Below are 17,533 nucleotides of genomic sequence, written 5' to 3'. Positions count from 1 at the left end.
CGGCGGCGAACAAGATACGGCGGCGAACAAAATATCGAACCCCGGTGCCGAAATCGAATGCCGGTCCATGACGGCAGGGGAGAGCGGGACGGGTGTGGCATAGGGTCGGGCCGCCGGGGTGCCGTACGAGGGGGCAGGGGACATGGCCGCGATCAGTCTGAGCAAGGTGGAGGAGACCGCGCCCGCGCTGGCGGGCCCGTACCGCAGCGCCGGGGTGTCGCTGCGCAAGCACGGACTGGACGGGGCGCGCGCCGCCGTCTACCTGGTGATGGACTACTCCGGGTCGATGAAGCCGTTCTACAAGGACGGCAGTGTGCAGACCCTGGCCGACCGGGTGCTCGGGCTGTCGGCGCACCTGGACGACGACGGCAGGGTCCCGGTCGTCTTCTTCTCGACGGACGTCGACGCCGTCACCGAGATCGCGCTGGACGCCCACCAGGGCCGGATCGAGCGGATCGTGTCCGGGCTCGGACACATGGGCAGGACCAGCTACCACCTGGCCATGGACGCCGTCATCGACCACTACCTGGACAGCGGGTCGACGGAACCGGCCCTGGTGGTCTTCCAGACCGACGGCGGGCCCATCAACCGGCTCGCCGCCGAGCGGTACCTGTGCAAGGCGGCGCGACTGCCGCTGTTCTGGCAGTTCGTCGGGTTCGGCGACCGGGGGAGCAAGCAGTTCGACTTCCTGCGCCGGCTCGACGACCTCCCGGTGCCGGAGAAGCGCGTCGTCGACAACGCCGGCTTCTTCCACGCGGGCGCGGACCCGTCGGCGATGCCGGACGACGAGCTGTACGACCGTCTCGTCGGGGAGTTCCCGCAGTGGCTGGCGGCGGCGCGGGCGCGGGGCATCGTGCCCTCCGCCTGACGGCGGCCCCGGCGAGCGCGGGCGGCACCGCCGCACCGCGGGCACGGGACCCGACCGCGCACGTGCCCGTCACGTGTCGCACTCCAGCACCGTCCGGCACAGCCCGCACCGGGCACGGATCCGGCCCCGCACCGGCACCCGGATCCGCTGCCGGCACGTCGGGCACGGGAACGACACCCTGAGCGGCTCCCGGCCCTCCGGGGTGAACGCGTACGGCACCCCCGGCCGCTCCCCGCCCTCCCCGTGATCCCGCGCGCGGCGCCGGTCATGGGCGTAGCGCCGGCGGCCCGCCCAGCCCGCGGCGGTCAGCGGAGGCTGCCGCGCGTCCTCACGCGCCCGGGCCATGCCCTTGCCGTACGCCGTGTACGCCTGCGGGCTCGTGAACCACACCGACGGGTCCTCACCGAACAGCAGCGACCGCTTGGCGAGGACGTACCCGAACTCCTCCGGCGTCAGATAGCCCAGCTTCTGCGAGGAGACGGCGTCCTCCCGGAAGGCGTCCAGCAGCAGCCAGCCCGCGCCCAGATACGTGGTCACCGTGTCCGTCAGGATCTCGTTGTCCCGGGTGCCGGGGAACGACAGGTCCAGCCGGTGCAGATACACATGGGTCACCTCGTGCGCCAGCGCCGCCCCGATGTCCCGGCGATGCGTACGGAAGCGGTCGTTCAGCTCGACGAAGTACTCGGGGCCCGCCGTCAGTTCGACGTTCGCCGCGTGCCCCATCTCCCGGAACCCGACGACCAGACGCGCGTCCGGCAGCCGGAAGTGCCGCACCAGCTCGCGCGCCACCCGCTGCGCCCCCAGATGCAGATCGTCGACGTCGCCGAACGCCACGTCGGCGGGCGCCACGCTGGCCGCGAAGGTCCGCACGGTGTCGTAGGACAGACGCCGGTACAGCGCGGTGATCGACGCCCGCACCGTCTCCAGATGCGGAAAGCCGTGCTCGACCGGTCCGCCGTTCGCCACGCCGCACCCCCAGGGACGCCTCGAACCCCATTCCACTCTACGGGGAGGTGAGGGAGATTTCCCCGCCGCGGTTCCACGGCCGCCGCGTGAGATCCGTCCTTGCCACACCACCCGGCCGATCTTCATACTGCGGGCCGCTCAACACGCCATGAAAGGACGTATGTTGACCCAGAGCCCGCCGAGAAGAACCGGCATATCCCTGGCCACCCGAGCCGCGGCGGTGGGCGCCGTCGCGCTCGCGGTCGCCTCGCTGCAGCCCCTCACCGCGCACGCCGATTCCCGTTCCACCCGCGTCGTCGGGGGAACGACCGCCACGCAGAACGAGTTCCCGTTCATGGTCCACCTCTCCATGGGCTGCGGCGGGGCGCTCTACAAGAAGGACGTCGTCCTCACCGCCGCCCACTGCATGGACCGCTCCGGCCCGAACACCGGCATCACCGTCACCGCCGGCGTCAACGACCTGACCTCCTCCGCCGCGATCAAGGTCAAGTCCACCAAGGTCAAGGTGGCCCCCGGCTACGACGGCACCGGCAAGGACTGGGCGCTGATCAAGCTGGCCCGGCCCATCGACAAGCCGACGCTGAAGATCGCCACCACGGACCGCTACAACCGCGGCATGTTCACCATCGCCGGCTGGGGCGACACCCGGGAGGGGGCCGGCACGGGCACGACCAAGCTCCGCAAGGCCACCGTCCCCTTCGTCGCGGACCGTACCTGCAAGCGCCACTACGGCAACCGGCTGGTGTCGAAGGAGGAACTGTGCGCCGGATGGCAGTCCGGCGGCATCGACACCTGCCAGGGCGACTCCGGCGGCCCCATGTTCCGCAAGGACGACGCCGGCAAGTGGATCCAGGTCGGCATCGTCAGCTGGGGCGACGGCTGCGCCCGCACGGGCGTCCCCGGCGTCTACACGGAGGTCAGCCACTTCGCCAAGGACATCGCCCGCGCGGCGAACGCCCTGTAGGCCGGCGCCTCTCACCAGGGCCGCAGGAGCGGGCCGGGAGCGGCGGGGTCCGCACCCTCCAGCTCCAGCAGCCACACGTCGTTGCGGCCCTCCCGCAGGACCGGCCCGGGCACGTACAGCGCGCTCTGAGGGCCCGCTGACCAGTAGCGGCCCAGGCAGAAGCCGCCGACCCACACGAACCCGCGGGTCCACCCGGGCAGTTCCAGCCGGGCGTCACCGGCGCCCCGCACCACGACGGTGCCCCGGTACAGCCCCGGGGCACCGTCCCCGGGCACACCGCCCGACGCCACCTCCCGCACCGCCCCGCAGGCGTCCAGCGCCTCCAGCCGCAGCCCCCGCGCGCGGACGCCGTGCAGATACTGCCGTTCGTGCAGGACGCCCCCGGTGATCCCCTTGGCCTCGCCCAGCCGCGGCCCGTAGTTCACCCGGCCCAGCGACTCCACCCACAGCTCCACGCGCGCGTGCCCCGCGACAGGCACCTCCAGGACCGCGTCCTCACCGGTCAGCACCCCGGCCCGCACCCCGTCGACGGACACCACGGCCAGGTCCCGCAGCCCGCGCACCGACAGCGGATACGGCCGCCTCGGCCCCGGCACGTCCAGCGCGTACCGCACCAGGCCCCGCTCGACGCCCAGCTCCTCGAACGACGGCGGCACCGGCGCCCGCACCTCCGGACCGCCCAGCACCTCCATGACGTCCGCGAGAGACGCCCAGCCCGCCCACTCCGTCCCGGCCGCCGCACCCAACACCGGCGGCGCGGGCGGCGGTTCGGGCAGCGGGCCGTCCGCGTACCCGGCGAGGACCTCACGGAACGCCCAGAACTTCGGCGTCGGCCGGCCCACTTCGTCCACGGGCGCGTCGTAGTCGTACGACGTCACGTCCGGCTCCAGCGGGCCGTCGTGCAGCGCGCCGCCCCGGTTGGCGCCCGCCCAGCCGGCGAAACTCGTCCCGCCGTGCGCCATGTACAGGTTCACCGACGCCCCGCACTCCAGGATCTCCCGCAGCACCGCCGCCGCCTCCCCGGGCTCCCGCACGGCGTGCCCGCCGCCCCAGTGGTCGAACCAGCCGCACCAGAACTCCATGCACATCAGCGGCCCGTCCGGCCGGTACCGGCGCAGCGCCTCGAACGACTCCCGCGCGTGGGAGCCGAAGTTCACGGTGGCGAGCACCCCGGGCAGGGTGCCACCGGACAGCATGTGGTCCTCCGGCCCGTCGGACGTGAACAGCGGCACCGCCACCCCCACGTCCCGCAACAGGCCGGCCAGCCGCCGCAGATACCCCGCGTCCGAGCCGTAACTGCCGTACTCGTTCTCCACCTGCACCATCAGCACCGGGCCACCCCGGCAGATCTGCCGGGGCACGACCTCCTCCGCCAGCCGCCCGAACCAGTCCGCCACCCGCCGCAGATACCGCTCGTCACCCGTCCGCACGCGTGCCCCCGCCTCGGCCGTCAGCCACGCCGGCAGCCCTCCGTTCTCCCACTCGGCACAGATGTACGGCCCCGGCCGCACGATCGCCCACAGCCCCGCCTCCCGCGCCGCGTCCAGGAACCGCCCGAGCGCCGCCACGTCCCGGAAACGGCCCGGCTCCGGCTCGTGCAGATTCCACGGCACGTACGTCTCCACGCAGTTCAGGCCCATCGCCCGCAGCATCGCCAGCCGGTGCCCCCAGTGGCCCTCGTGCACCCGGAAATAGTGCAGCGCGCCCGACAGCAGCCGCACCGGCCGCCCGTCCAGCAGAAAGCAGTCGTCCCCCACCCGGAAGTCGCTCATGCCGCCACCCTCACCCCTGGCGGACACCCGGGTCCATGGACAAAGATCGGCACCGCTTGGACCCACGCGCCGGAAAGGGGGCGGACACGCGTGTACCGCACCTGGATGCGGTTCTTCACCCCCGGCCCCGCCCACCACCGGCTCGGCCTGGTCTGCCTCGGCGTCGGCCTCCAGCACGGCCGGCTGCCCACCGTCGGCCCCCGCACCCTCGACCACCACGTCGCCGTCGTCATCAGCGCCGGCCGCGGCTGGTACGCCACCCCCGACGGCCGCCGCACCCCCGTCACCGCGCCCGCCCTGCTGTGGCTCACCCCCGGCGTGCCCCACCACTACGCCCCCGACCCCGGCACCGGCTGGGACGAGGGCTTCGTCGACTTCACGGGGCCCGCCACCGCCGCCTACACCGAACTCGGCCACATCGAAACCGGCCGCCCCGTCGTCCCCCTCACCGACGCCTCGGCACCCCGCGCCGTCATCGCGCGCATGACCCGCGCCGCCCGCCGCGACAACCCCCTCCTGGAGGTCGAGACCGGCGCCGCCGTCCACGAACTCCTCGTCGCCCTGCGCCGCGCCCGCGCCGACCTCGCCCCCGACGGCGACCCCGTCCTCACGGCCCTCGCCCGCGACGCCTGTCTGCCGCTGACCGTCGCCGGCCACGCGGCCCGGCACGGCATGACCCCCGCCGAACTGCGCACCGCCGTCCGCCGCGCCGCCGGATGCGGCCCCAAGGACTACCTCCTCGGCATCCGCCTCGGCCACGCCAAGGAACTCCTCGCCGGCACCGACCTGCCCGTCGCCGCCGTCGCCCGCCGCGTCGGCTACGACGACCCCGCCTACTTCTCCCGCCTCTTCACCCGCCGCGTCGGCACACCCCCGGTCCGCTTCCGCGCCCAGCAGGGCCGCGCCGTCCCGGCGGCTGGAGCGACCGGATCCCCGACCCCGCGCGGCCCCCGGGATCGGGCCGACGGACCACCCGCCCGCCCCGTAGGCTGGGCGCCCATGACCAGCAACACGTCACCCGGTGCCGTCGACCCCGCCGTCCGCGAGGAACTCGCCCGGCTGCGCGACAGCATCGACAACATCGACGCGGCCGTCGTCCACATGCTCGCCGAACGCTTCAAGTGCACCCAGCAGGTCGGCCACCTCAAGGCCCGGCACCAGCTGCCGCCCGCCGACCCGGACCGCGAGGCCCGCCAGATCGCCCGGCTGCGCACCCTCGCCGAGAACGCCAAACTCGACCCCGCGTTCGCCGAGAAGTTCCTGAACTTCATCATCGCCGAGGTCATCCGGCACCACGAGCGCATCGCCGACGACAAGACCAACGGCACCGCGCCCGCCACGGACACCACCGCGCCGGGCCAGTGACCGCGAGGCGGCGCCGCCCCGATCCGGGACCGGCGCCGCCCCCGGTGAACCGGACATCACGTCCTTACCGGGCCCGCTCTGTGCCTGACCGGCGGCATCAGGCAGCATGTCGTTCATGTCCGTACTGACGCGCGACGAAGCGCAGACCCGTGCCCAGCTCCTCGACGTCCACCGCTACGAGATCGCACTCGATCTGACCACCGGGGACGACACCTTCGACTCGCACACCGTCATCGCGTTCACCACGCGCGCCGACGCGGACACCTTCGTCGAGCTCAAGCCGGCCCAGCTGACCTCCGCCACCCTCGACGGCCGCCCCCTCGACCCCGGGACCCTGGACGGCAACCGCCTCCCCCTGACGGGCCTCACCGCAGGCGAGCACGAACTGCGCGTCGACGCCGCCATGCGCTACTCCCGCACCGGCGAGGGCATGCACCGCTTCACCGACCCCAGCGACGGCGAGACCTACGTCTACACCCAGCTGTTCCTCGACGACGTCCAGCGCGTCTTCGCCGCCTTCGACCAGCCCGACCTCAAGGCCGTCTTCGACCTGACCGTCACCGCCCCCGACGGCTGGACCGTCCTCGCCAACGGCGTCACCGAACACCTCGGCGACGGCCGCTGGCGCGCCGCCACCACCCCGCTGATCTCCACCTACCTCGTCGCCGTCGCCGCCGGCCCCTGGCACTCCGCACGCACCGAGCACCGCGGCCTGCCCTTCGGCATCCACTGCCGCCGCTCCCTCGCCCCCTACCTCGACGCCGACACCGAGGAACTCTTCGAGATCACCCGGCAGTGCTTCGACCGCTTCCACGAGAAGTTCGAGGAGCCCTACCCCTTCGACTCCTACGACCAGGCGTTCGTCCCCGAGTTCAACGCCGGCGCCATGGAGAACCCCGGCCTCGTCACCTTCCGCGACGAGTTCGTCTACCGCTCCGCCGTCACCGACACCGAACGCCAGACCCGCGCCATGGTCATCGCCCACGAGATGGCCCACATGTGGTTCGGCGACCTCGTCACCCTGCGCTGGTGGGACGACATCTGGCTCAACGAGTCCTTCGCCGAGTACATGGGCTACCAGATCTGCTCCGAAGCCACCCGCTTCACCGACACCTGGACCGACTTCGGCCTCGCCCGCAAGACCTGGGGCTACGACGCCGACCAGCGGCCCACCACCCACCCCGTCGCCCCCGAGAACGTCGACGACACCGCCTCCGCCCTGCTCAACTTCGACGGCATCTCCTACGCCAAGGGCGCCTCCGCGCTCCGCCAGCTCGTCGCCTGGCTCGGCGAGAAGGACTTCCTCGCCGGCATCAACACCCACTTCGCCCGGCACAAGTTCGCCAACGCCGCCCTCGCCGACTTCATCGACTCCCTCGCCTCCGCCACCGAACGCGACGTCCACGCCTGGGCCGACGCCTGGCTGCGCACCACCGGAGCCGACACCCTCAGCGCCTCCGTCGACGCCGTCCCCGGCCAGTGGACCCTCGCCCTGGACCGCACCGGCAGCCGACCCCACCGTGTGACCGTCGGCGTGTACGACCGGGACCTCAGCGACGGACGCACCCTCACCCTGCGCGAGCGGTACGACACCGACGTGCCCCTCACCGAACCGGCGCCCCGCCCCGGAACCCGCCCGGCCCTGGTCGTCCCCAACGACCTCGACCTGACCTACGCCAAGATCCGCCTCGACGACACCTCCCTGGAGACCGCCCTCCGCGCCCTGTCCGGCATCCCCGACGCACTCACCCGCGCCGTCGTCTGGAACAGCCTGCGCGACATGGTCCGCGACGGCGACCTGGCCCCCTCCGACTATCTCGCCACCGCCGGCGCCCACCTGCCCGAGGAGACCGACCTCGCACTCGTGCAGGGCGTCCTCGCGTTCGCCGCCGGGCACATCACCGACCGGTACCTGCGGCCCGAGGAGCGGCCCGCCGCCCTCACCACCCTCACCTCGCTGTGCCGGGACATCATCCGCCGCCGAGGACGGCGACCACCCCGGCCTGCGCCTCATCGCCGTACGGCACTTCATCGACGTCGCCGCCCACCCCGACACCATCGCCGCCTGGCTCGCCGACGGCACCGTCCCCGGCGGACCCGAACTCGACCCCGACCTGCGCTGGCGCGTCCTCGCCCGGCTCGCCGTCCTCGGCGCCGTCGACGAGGACACCATCGCCGCCGAACTCGACCGCGACCCCAGCGCCACCGGTCAGGAAGGCGCCGCACGCTGCCGGGCCGCCCTGCCCGGCGAGGAGTCCAAGGCCCGCGCCTGGGACACCATGTTCGGCTCCGACGACCTCTCCAACTACCTGTTCAACGCCACGGCCCAAGGCTTCTGGCAGCCCGAACAAGCCGACCTGGTACGGCCGTACGTCGCCCGGTACTTCCAGGACGCGCCCGCCGTCGCGGCCCGCCGCGGCCCCGCCATCGCCGACGCCGCCGGCCGCCACGCCTTCCCCACACACGCCGTCGACCCCGAGACCCTGCGCCTCGGCGAGACCTGCCTGAACGACGCCGGCCCCGCCCCGGCCCTGCGCCGCCGGCTCGCCGACCAGCTCGACGACCTCGCCCGCGCCCTGCGCGTCCGCGAGACACAGGACGACTAGGACGCCGAGAACGGGGCGCCGGTTCCGCCGGCGCCCCCTACTGCGCCGTACGGACGACACCCCGTACGACACGCGCTCGACGAACGTAAATACCCCCTTTCGGGTTCCGGTCAGGGGCTTTCCGGGTGCCGTCGCGCCACCGGGTCCAAGCTGGAGGTCCTTCTCGTCCAGCGCGCCCGGGAGGAACGATGAACACGCCCTCACCGCTCGCGTCAGGCCCCGAAGGCCCCGACGCCCTGCGGCCGCTGCTCGACACCGTGCTCACCGCGCTCGACACCGGCACCCGCGCCCGCGGCGGCCCCCTGCCCCCCGGCGGCCCCCGGGCCGTCACCGCCCGCGTCCGCGCCGCCCTCCCCGACGTCCTGCCCGAACACGGCGACCCCGACGCCCTCCGGCACCTCGTCCACACCCTCGCCGAAGGCTCCGCCGACCCCGCCGACCCCCTGTGCGCCGCCCACCTGCACTGCCCGCCCCTCGCCGTGGCCGTCGCCGCCGACCTCGCCGCGAGCGCACTCACCCCTCCCTGGACTCCTGGGACCAGGCCCCCGCCGCCTCCGCCCTCGAAGCCCTCGTCACCCGCGCCCTCGCGGAACGCGTCCACCCCGCGCCCGCCACCCCCGACCGCCCTCATGACCACCGGCGGCACCGAGTCCAACCAGCTCGCCGTCCTCCTCGCCCGCGAGACCCAGGGCACCGGCGTCCGCCTCCTGCACGGCGCCAACGCCCACCCTCCCTGCCCCGCGCCGCCTGGCTGCTCGGACTCCCCGACCCGTCACCATCCCCGCCCCCGCCGGCGTCCTCGACCCCGCCGCCCTCGACGAAGCCCTCACCGGCTCCCCGGCCCCCACCTCGTCGCCGCCACCGCCGGCACCACCGACGCCGGACTGATCGACCCGCTCCCAGATCGCCGCCCGATGCGCCGCCCACGGCGCCCGCCTCCACATCGACGCCGCCTACGGCGCAGGCCTCCTCTTCAGCGACCGCCACCGCCACCGGCTCACCGGCCTCGACGCCGCCCACACCGTCACCCTCGACCTGCACAACTCGGTGGCAACCCGTCGCCGCCGGACTCCTCACCACCCGCGACCCCGCCGACCTCGCCGCACTCCACCACCGCGCCGACTACCTCAACGCCGACGACGACACCGACGCGGCCTGCCCGACCTCCTCGGCCGCTCCCTGCGCACCAGCCGCCGGCCCGACGTCCTCAAGATCGCCGCCACCCTCGCCACCCTCGGCCGCGACGGACTCGGCCGCCTCGTCGACCAGGTCTGCGACCGCGCCACCGACCTCGCCGACCTCGTCGCCCACCACCCCGCTTCGACCTCTACGACCGGCCCACCCTCAGCACGGTCCTGTTCCGGCCCGCGCACGCCACGGACACCGCCGTCGCCGCCGTACGCCGCCGCCTGATCACCGACGGCCGGGCCGTCCTCGGCCGCGCCCACGCCGACGGGCGCCTCTGGCTCAAAGCCACCCTGCTCAACCCGCGGACCCGCCCCGACGACCTGGCCGCCCTCCTGAAACTGGTGGAAGGAAACACCCCCGAATGACCCCGCAGTCCCCGCCCCGCGCCCCGCCCCCGACGCCCCCCGCGACCTCGTCGGCATCGGCATCGGACCCTTCAACCTCTCCCTCGCCGCCCTCGCCCACCCCCTCGCCGAAGTCGACGCCGTCTTCTACGACCAGAACCCCGCCTTCTCCTGGCCCCCGGCCTCCTCCTCGACGGCGCCCGCATCCAGGTCCCCTTCCTCGCCGACCTCGTCACCCTCGTCGACCCCGCCAGCCCCTGGACGTTCCTCAACCACCTGCGCACCCGCGACCGGCTCTTCCCCTTCTACTTCGCCGAACGCTTCCACATCCAGCGCGCCGAATACGACGCCTACTGCCGCTGGGTCGCCGAGAACCTCCCCGGACTCCACTTCGGCCACCACGTCGACGCCGTCCGCTTCAACCCCGAACGCGACGTCTTCGAAGTCGACCACATCCGCCGCGACCCCGACGACGACACCGAGGAACTCGGCCGCACCCACACCCGCAACATCGTCGTCGGCATCGGCACCGAACCCGACGTCCCAGACACGCTCAGACCCCTCGTCGACGCCCCCGGCGTCCCCGTCGTCCACGCCGCCGACTACCTCACCTACCGCGACACCCTGCTCGCCGCCGACCCCATCACCGTCGTCGGCTCCGGACAGTCCGGCGCCGAGATCTTCCTCGACCTGCTCCGCCACCGACCCGCCGGACACGAACGGCTCCACTGGCTCGGCCGCACCGAGTCCTTCGCCCCCATGGAGTACTCCAAACTCGGCCTGGAACACTTCACCCCCGACTACACCCGCTACTTCCACAGCCTCGCCGAACCCGTCCGCGACCGGCTCGTCGCCTCCCAGTGGCAGCTCCACAAAGGCATCGACGCCGACACCCTCGCCGCCATCCACGACGAGCTCTACCGCCGCACCCTCGACGGCGGCTGGCCGACACCGTCCTCACCCCCGGCGTCACCGTCCGCACCGCCGGACGCCTCGCCACCACCAAGATCGAACTGCACCTGGAGCACACCGGCCAGAACACCCGCAGCCGCCTCACCACCGACGCCGTCGTCCTCGCCACCGGCTACCGCGAACGCCCCCACAACCGCCTCCTCGCCGGCCTCGACCCCTACCTGCGCCGCGACAGCCGCGACCGCCTCCGCGTCGACGACACCTACCGCCTCGTCATGGACCCCTCCGTCACCGGCTCCGGCTGCCACGTCTACGTCCAGAACGCCGAACTCCACACCCACGGCATCGGCACCCCCGACCTCGGACTCGCCGCCTGGCGCAGCGCCACCATCCTCAACGCCGTCACCGGCAAGGAGACCTACCCGCTCCCCACCCGCACCGCCTTCACCACTTTCGGCCTGGAACAACGAGAGCCCCGGATCCCGCGAGCGCGGCGCCCAGAGGCACTCACACCACTCACCGACGGGATCCGGGGCTCCTAGCGAGCCTCTCGTCAGAACACCGGAGTGCCCTCACGGGTCAGCTTCCAGTCCACCGACGCGAAGTCCTTCGGGTCCAGCACACCCTTCGCGGTCACCCACTCCGCGATCCGCGTCCGGATCTCCGTCGACTCCGACCACAACTCCTGGGCCGACGCCACATGCGGGAACGCCCCGCCACCGTTGGCCCGGTAGTTGTTCACCGCGAACACGAACTTCTGCGCGTCGTCCAGCGGCGCACCCTCGTACGCCAGGTTCTTGATCCGCTTCCCGGCCGGCTGCGCGATGTCGATGTCGTACGACAGCCCCGACACATAGTCGTAGTTGTAGTCCGGCCGGTTGTTCGCGTTCGTCAGCTTCTCCACGTCCACCGGCGCACCCGCCGCCGTCTGCACGAAGTACTCCGCCGAGAACTCCAGGTACGCCCGCACCTGCGCACCCGTCAACAGCTTCGCGACCAGCGTGTTGTCGTACACGTACAGACTCGACAGATCCCGGATCGTCACCTCGCCCGCCGGGATCTCCGACGTCCGCGAGAACGGCGACGCCTGCGAGATCACCGGCAGCGCCGCGTACTCCGTACCCGCCAGCGCCTCCCTCACCACGTCCTCCTGGACCTTGGTGATCAGATCGATGATCGGAGCGTCCTTGTACCGGGCGTCCACCGTCGTCAGCGTCTCCGTCGCCGACCCCACGACCTGGTTGACGTACTCCACGACCAGGTCATGGTCGTGCTTCAGCAACCGCGTGATCCGCGGGTCGTCCGGAACCGACTTCGAGTCCCGCAGCGACGCCTTCACCGACTCGACCGTCCAGCAGCCCCGCTCGAAGACCAGCTCGAAGTCGAACACCGACAGCCGCTGCGCGAAGCACAGCGGCTCCGACAGCACGACCGTCCGCCCCGTCTTCCCGTTCGTGACCTTCAGCTCCGCGATCTCCGTGTGCGCGTGCCCCACCAGGATCGCGTCGATCCCCGGCACCTGCTGCGCCACCAGCGCCGCCGAGTTCTCCACATACGGCAACTGGTCACCGTACGACGACGTGCCCGACGCACCCGAGTGCGCCGACACCACGACCACGTCCGCGCCCATCGACCGCAGCTTCGGCACCCACTTCGCGGCCTGCTCCTCCAGACCCGGGAACACCAGCCTGCCCTCGACGTACGCCTTGTCCCAGATCGCGATGCCCGGGTTCGTCAGCCCCAGCACCGCCACCTTCACCGGCGGCGCGCCCTTCACATGGAACGTCTTCATGAAGTACGGCGGGAACGCGGGCTTCAGCGTCTTCGCGTCCACCGCGTTCGCACCCAGCAACGGGAAGTCGCACTGCGACTCGAACCTGCGCAGCGTCTCGATGCCGTAGTTGAACTCGTGGTTGCCGAGGGCCACCGCGTCGTACCCGATCCCGTTCATCGCCGCCGCCATCGGGTGGACCGGGCCACCCTTCGCGGTGATCGGGTCGACCTTCGCGTAGTAGTACGTCAGCGGGGTGCCCTGGATCGTGTCGCCCGCGTCGATGAGGAGCGTGTTGCCGCGCCCCTTCTCCTCGCGGACCTGGTTCACCAGCGTCGAGACCCGCGACAGACCCATCGCGTTGCCCGCCGTGTCGGAGTACTCCGCGTCCTTGAAGTAGTCCCAGTTGAAGACATGACCGTGCAGGTCCGTCGTGCCCATCACGGTCAGCGCGTAGCGCTTCTTCTTCGGCCCCTTCGCCTGCGCCGGCTGCGCGGCCTGGGCCACCGGAGCGCCCACCGCGCCGGCCACCGCCACTCCCGCTCCGGTCACGGCCGACTTCTTCAGGAACTTCCGGCGGTCCAACGGCATGAGTGCATCTCCCGGGGGAAAGGGCCAACAACGCGCGTAGATTCTGACCTGGACACGGCAGCCCGCAACAGCCCCCACAGGTTTCGAATTGATGACCCGCCGGGTCCGTAACCGAGCAACCGATGACAGAGTGGGACGTATGGCCACGCCCCCACAGGACCCCCACCCCGCCGCCCCCCACGGAACCCCCGACGCCCCACTCCTCACCGTCCGCGCCGAAGCCCACCTCGACGTCGACCCCGAGATCGCCCGCATCGGCGTCACCGTCACCTCCCGCGGCAAGGACCGGCGCACCGCCCTCGACGACCTCACCCGGCGCAACGCCGCCGTCCTCGACCTCCTCAACAGCTACGGCGACGCCGTCGAACGCCTCGAGACCAGCGCCCTCTCCCTCAGCCCCGAACTCAAGGACAAGGGCCGCGGCGAACGCGTCCACGCCCACCACGGCAGCGTCCACCTCACCGCCGACCTCACCGACTTCACCGCACTCGGCGAACTCACCACGCGCATCGCCGACTTGGACCTCACCCGCGTCGACGGCCCCTGGTGGGCCCTGCGCCCCGACTCACCCGCCCACCGGCAGGCCCGCCAACAGGCCGTCCACGAGGCCGTCCGACGCGCCCGCGAATACGCCGAAGCCCTCGGAGCCGACCTCGCCGCCCTCCTCGAACTCGCCGACACCGGCGACGGCACCCCCGCACCGCCCCGCGCCGGCCGCACCCGCTCCCTCGCCCACGCGGCCGACGAGGACACACCCGCCGCCCCGCTCGACCTCGAACCCCAGCGCCAGCACGTCGTCGCCCGCGTCGACGCCCGCTTCACCATGACCCCGCCCCGGCTGTGAGCCCCCGTGGAATCACCGGACCCCCCGATGGGTGCCCCGGAATTGCTCATCGGAGCACCCCGCCGCACAATTCAACTCTTGTCAATAACCCTTCATACAAGGGTCGTTGGGTCGTCACACGCGGCCAATTCTCTACCCGCCGGTAAGTCATAGAGTCAAAACATGCGCCGAGCCAAGATCGTCTGCACCCTGGGCCCCGCCACCGACACCTACGACCGCATAAAGGCACTGGTCGAGGCCGGAATGGACATCGCCCGGTTCAACCTCAGCCACGGCACCCACGCCGAGCACGAGGAGCGCTACCAGCAGGTCCGCAAGGCCTCCGACGAGACCGGACACAGCGTCGGCCTCCTCGCCGACCTTCAAGGCCCGAAGATCCGCCTCGGCCGCTTCACCGAAGGCCCCGTACTCCTCGAACGCGGCGACACCTTCACCCTCACCGTCGACCCCGACGCCGAAGGCGACCGCCACCAGTGCTCCACCACCTACACCGGCCTCGCCGCCGACGTCACCCCCGGCGAACGCATCCTCGTCGACGACGGCAAAGTCTGCCTCCAGGTCACCGACATCGACGGCCCCCGCATCACCACCACCGTCATCGAAGGCGGCATCGTCTCCGACCACAAGGGCCTCAACCTCCCCGGCGTCGCCGTCTCCGTCCCCGCCCTCTCCGACAAGGACGAGGACGACCTCCGCTGGGCCCTGCGCACCGGCTTCGACGTCATCGCCCTGTCCTTCGTCCGCACCGGCCGGGACATCGACGACGTCCACCGCATCATGGACGAGGAAGGCCGCCGCCTCCCCGTCATCGCCAAGATCGAGAAACCCCAGGCCGTCGACGCCCTCGACGACATCGTCGCCGCCTTCGACGGCATCATGGTCGCCCGCGGCGACCTCGGCGTGGAGATGCCGCTCGAACAGGTGCCGATCGTCCAGAAACGCGCGATCAAACTCGCCCGGCGCAACGCCAAGCCCGTCATCGTCGCCACCCAGATGCTCGACTCCATGATCGACCACTCCCGGCCCACCCGCGCGGAGGCCTCCGACGTGGCCAACGCCGTCATCGACGGCACCGACGCCGTGATGCTCTCCGGCGAGACCAGCGTCGGCAAACACCCCGTCGAGACCGTCCGCACCATGGCAAGGATCATCGAAGCGGCCGAGGAGGACCTCCTCGCCCAAGGGCTGCCCCCACTCACCGAACGCAACAAACCCCGCACCCAGGGCGGCGCCGTCGCCCGCGCCGCCGCCGAGATCGGCGACTTCCTCGGCGCCCGCTTCCTCGTCGCCTTCACCCAGTCCGGCGACACCGCCCGCCGCCTTTCCCGCTACCGCTCCCCGATCCCCCTCCTCGCCTTCACCCCCGAACCGGCCACCCGGTCGCAGCTCAACCTGACGTGGGGCGTGGAGACCTTCCTCGGACCTCACGTGGACTCCACGGACGCGATGGTCGACCAGGTGGACGAGCTGTTGCTCCGGTACGGCCGCTGCGAGAAGGGCGACACGGTCGTCATCACGGCAGGCTCCCCACCGGGAGTCACCGGCGCGACCAACCTGGTCCGCGTCCACCATATCGGCGAGGACGACACCCCACGCTGAGGGTCAGTACTTGGGGCCTACGTGGGCGTCCATGAGGGCTACGGAGGGTTTGCGGGCGATGGAGACGTTGCGTGCGTTGGCGTACCTCCATTCCACGCCCACCCGGTCCATGGTGTCGGTGAACAGACGCATGATGTCGCCCGACAGATTGGTGAAGAAGTACCGGGGATATTCATAGCGCTTCACCTCACTGGCGACCCGGCGGGTGGTCCAGTTGACGATCCGGCAGCCGTCGGAATGGATGAGCCCGCGGATGAACTCCCAGGGGTGCGCGTCGACGATGTCCCGCTGCCACTGTTCCAGGACGATCGCGCGTTCGTGCTTCTTTCCCGGACCGTGCTGAGGGAACAGTTCGGGCCAGTGCCGGGAGTAGCTGGTCACCATGGAACAGCCGTCGCGCCGGCACGTATAGACGCCGACGCCGGGGCGGACGCGCGTGATGGCCTCCCGGCACTGCCGGATGAGTCCCGGGTATGCGTCGTCGCACGCGATGCGCAGGTGGTAGCCGCCGTTCCGGTGGAGGCTGAGGCAGCCGTCGCCGAGGTAGAGGCCCAGCAGGTAGGCGTAGGCGGAGTCGTCGGCGGGTGGCCCGGGTGCCGCGCCCGTGATGCGGGGCAGCGGCTCCAGGCGGTGCTGCCAGGAGCGGAGGGCGGCGCGTGAGATGCCCGTGTCCCGGCTGACGGAATTGAGGCTGCGGCCCTGCGCGACCAAGGCCAAGGCTCGCTTGCGTGTGCTGAGGTCGTACATGCGGCCACTCTGTGAGACAGTCCGCGGCGACACGCAGCAAAAAGCGGATGTTCACGAGAACGTGGACATCCGCTTCTTTCGGTAGGTGCCCGGTGTGGGATTCGAACCCACATGCCCCGAAGGGCACGGCGGTTTGAGCGCCGCGTGTCTAGCCTGTTCCACCAACCGGGCTGGCTGGGTCGCTGTCGAAGCATACCGGGTCACCGCAGCCCCCCGCCTCTAGGTAGGCTGCTTAAGCAGCAGCACCTGCCCGGCCCGCAACAAGGAGCCCCCGTGACCGCCCCCGAGTCGCCCCAGCCCGTAGACGCGCCTGACGACGACAAGTCGCACGTGCCTCCGCTGACGACCCGTGTCGTCATCGCTGAGGACGAGGCCCTGATCCGGCTCGACCTCAAAGAGATGCTCGAGGAGGAGGGGTACACCGTCGTCGGTGAGGCCGGTGACGGTGAGCAGGCCGTCGAGCTGGCGCGCGAGCACCGCCCCGACCTCGTCATCCTCGACGTGAAGATGCCCAAGCTCGACGGCATCTCGGCGGCCGAGAAGATCGCCGAGGAGAGCATCGCGCCGGTGCTGATGCTGACGGCGTTCTCGCAGCGCGACCTCGTGGAGCGCGCCCGTGACGCCGGTGCCATGGCGTACCTGGTGAAGCCGTTCAGCAAGAGCGATGTCGTCCCGGCGATCGAGATGGCCGTCTCACGGTTCACGGAGCTGAAGGAGCTGGAGAAGGAGGTCGCGGACCTCAGCCAGCGCCTGGAGACCCGCAAGCTGGTGGACCGGGCGAAGTCGGTCCTGCAGACGCAGTACGGGCTGACCGAGCCGGCCGCGTTCCGCTGGATCCAGAAGACGTCGATGGACCGCCGGATGTCGATGCAGCAGGTCGCCGAGGCCGTGATCCAGGACGCCGAGGAGAAGAAGGCCGCCAAGGGCTGACCCGCCCCCTGAGCGCATGGCTGAGGCCCGTGCCCCTGACCGGGGGGCACGGGCCTCAGCTGTTGA

The 17,533-nt window shown here is 71.7% G+C and carries 10 protein-coding genes, 1 tRNA gene and 4 pseudogenes; 10 read left to right on the top strand and 5 right to left on the bottom strand.

Annotated elements, in window-relative coordinates:
- The first annotated feature begins 142 nt into the window (after positions 1-142).
- Complete coding sequence (locus F8R89_RS09375) at positions 143-868, top strand: vWA domain-containing protein (protein WP_151783532.1); 726 nt, start codon at positions 143-145, stop codon at positions 866-868.
- 69 nt (positions 869-937) lie between these two features.
- Here F8R89_RS09375 and F8R89_RS09370 read toward each other — a convergent pair whose 3' ends face one another.
- On the bottom strand, positions 938-1,834 hold the full coding sequence (locus F8R89_RS09370; RefSeq protein ID WP_151783531.1) for a hypothetical protein: 897 nt from the start codon (positions 1,832-1,834) through the stop codon (positions 938-940).
- Between the two features lie 160 nt (positions 1,835-1,994).
- On the opposite strand from F8R89_RS09370, the gene F8R89_RS09365 reads away from it, so the two are divergent.
- On the top strand, positions 1,995-2,798 hold the full coding sequence (locus F8R89_RS09365) for a S1 family peptidase (RefSeq protein WP_151783530.1): 804 nt from the start codon (positions 1,995-1,997) through the stop codon (positions 2,796-2,798).
- Between the two features lie 11 nt (positions 2,799-2,809).
- On the opposite strand, the gene F8R89_RS09360 is transcribed toward F8R89_RS09365, so the two are convergent.
- Complete coding sequence (locus tag F8R89_RS09360; RefSeq protein WP_151783529.1) at positions 2,810-4,570, bottom strand: glycoside hydrolase family 35 protein; 1,761 nt, start codon at positions 4,568-4,570, stop codon at positions 2,810-2,812.
- Positions 4,571-4,660: 90 nt separating this feature from the next.
- Between F8R89_RS09360 and F8R89_RS09355 the strand changes: the two are divergent.
- From F8R89_RS09355 to F8R89_RS09335, 5 genes and pseudogenes are all read left to right on the top strand, one after another.
- Positions 4,661-5,523, top strand: a pseudogene (locus F8R89_RS09355) (helix-turn-helix domain-containing protein); the annotation flags it as partial.
- A 46-nt stretch (positions 5,524-5,569) separates the two neighbouring features.
- A complete protein-coding gene (locus F8R89_RS09350) occupies positions 5,570-5,935 on the top strand; it encodes a chorismate mutase (RefSeq protein WP_151783528.1) in 366 nt (121 codons plus the stop codon).
- 106 nt (positions 5,936-6,041) lie between these two features.
- A pseudogene (gene pepN / locus F8R89_RS09345) lies at positions 6,042-8,541 on the top strand (aminopeptidase N).
- Positions 8,542-8,729: 188 nt separating this feature from the next.
- Positions 8,730-10,094: pseudogene (locus tag F8R89_RS09340) on the top strand (pyridoxal phosphate-dependent decarboxylase family protein).
- A 55-nt stretch (positions 10,095-10,149) separates the two neighbouring features.
- Positions 10,150-11,527: pseudogene (locus F8R89_RS09335) on the top strand (lysine N(6)-hydroxylase/L-ornithine N(5)-oxygenase family protein).
- 11 nt (positions 11,528-11,538) lie between these two features.
- On the opposite strand, the gene F8R89_RS09330 reads toward F8R89_RS09335, so the two are convergent.
- Positions 11,539-13,347: a bifunctional metallophosphatase/5'-nucleotidase gene (locus F8R89_RS09330; protein WP_151783527.1), complete on the bottom strand. Its 1,809-nt coding sequence runs from the start codon at positions 13,345-13,347 to the stop codon at positions 11,539-11,541.
- A gap of 139 nt (positions 13,348-13,486) precedes the next feature.
- On the opposite strand from F8R89_RS09330, the gene F8R89_RS09325 reads away from it, so the two are divergent.
- Both F8R89_RS09325 and pyk read left to right on the top strand, forming a co-directional pair.
- On the top strand, positions 13,487-14,191 hold the full coding sequence (locus tag F8R89_RS09325; RefSeq protein WP_151783526.1) for an SIMPL domain-containing protein: 705 nt from the start codon (positions 13,487-13,489) through the stop codon (positions 14,189-14,191).
- A 162-nt stretch (positions 14,192-14,353) separates the two neighbouring features.
- Positions 14,354-15,790: a pyruvate kinase gene (gene pyk / locus F8R89_RS09320; protein WP_151783525.1), complete on the top strand. Its 1,437-nt coding sequence runs from the start codon at positions 14,354-14,356 to the stop codon at positions 15,788-15,790.
- A 3-nt stretch (positions 15,791-15,793) separates the two neighbouring features.
- Here pyk and F8R89_RS09315 read toward each other — a convergent pair whose 3' ends face one another.
- Positions 15,794-16,537 (bottom strand): helix-turn-helix domain-containing protein, encoded by a 744-nt coding sequence (locus tag F8R89_RS09315; RefSeq protein WP_151783524.1) that lies wholly within the window; start codon positions 16,535-16,537, stop codon positions 15,794-15,796.
- Positions 16,538-16,623: 86 nt separating this feature from the next.
- Positions 16,624-16,708, bottom strand: a tRNA-Leu gene (locus F8R89_RS09310).
- A 102-nt stretch (positions 16,709-16,810) separates the two neighbouring features.
- On the opposite strand from F8R89_RS09310, the gene F8R89_RS09305 reads away from it, so the two are divergent.
- Positions 16,811-17,467: an ANTAR domain-containing response regulator gene (locus F8R89_RS09305; RefSeq protein ID WP_055621537.1), complete on the top strand. Its 657-nt coding sequence runs from the start codon at positions 16,811-16,813 to the stop codon at positions 17,465-17,467.
- Positions 17,468-17,533 lie beyond the last annotated feature (66 nt).

Source organism: Streptomyces sp. SS1-1 (assembly GCF_008973465.1).
Classification (GTDB): domain Bacteria; phylum Actinomycetota; class Actinomycetes; order Streptomycetales; family Streptomycetaceae; genus Streptomyces.
The sequence above is the reverse complement of the archived record's forward strand: the minus strand, read 5'-3'. Positions and strand labels throughout refer to the sequence as shown.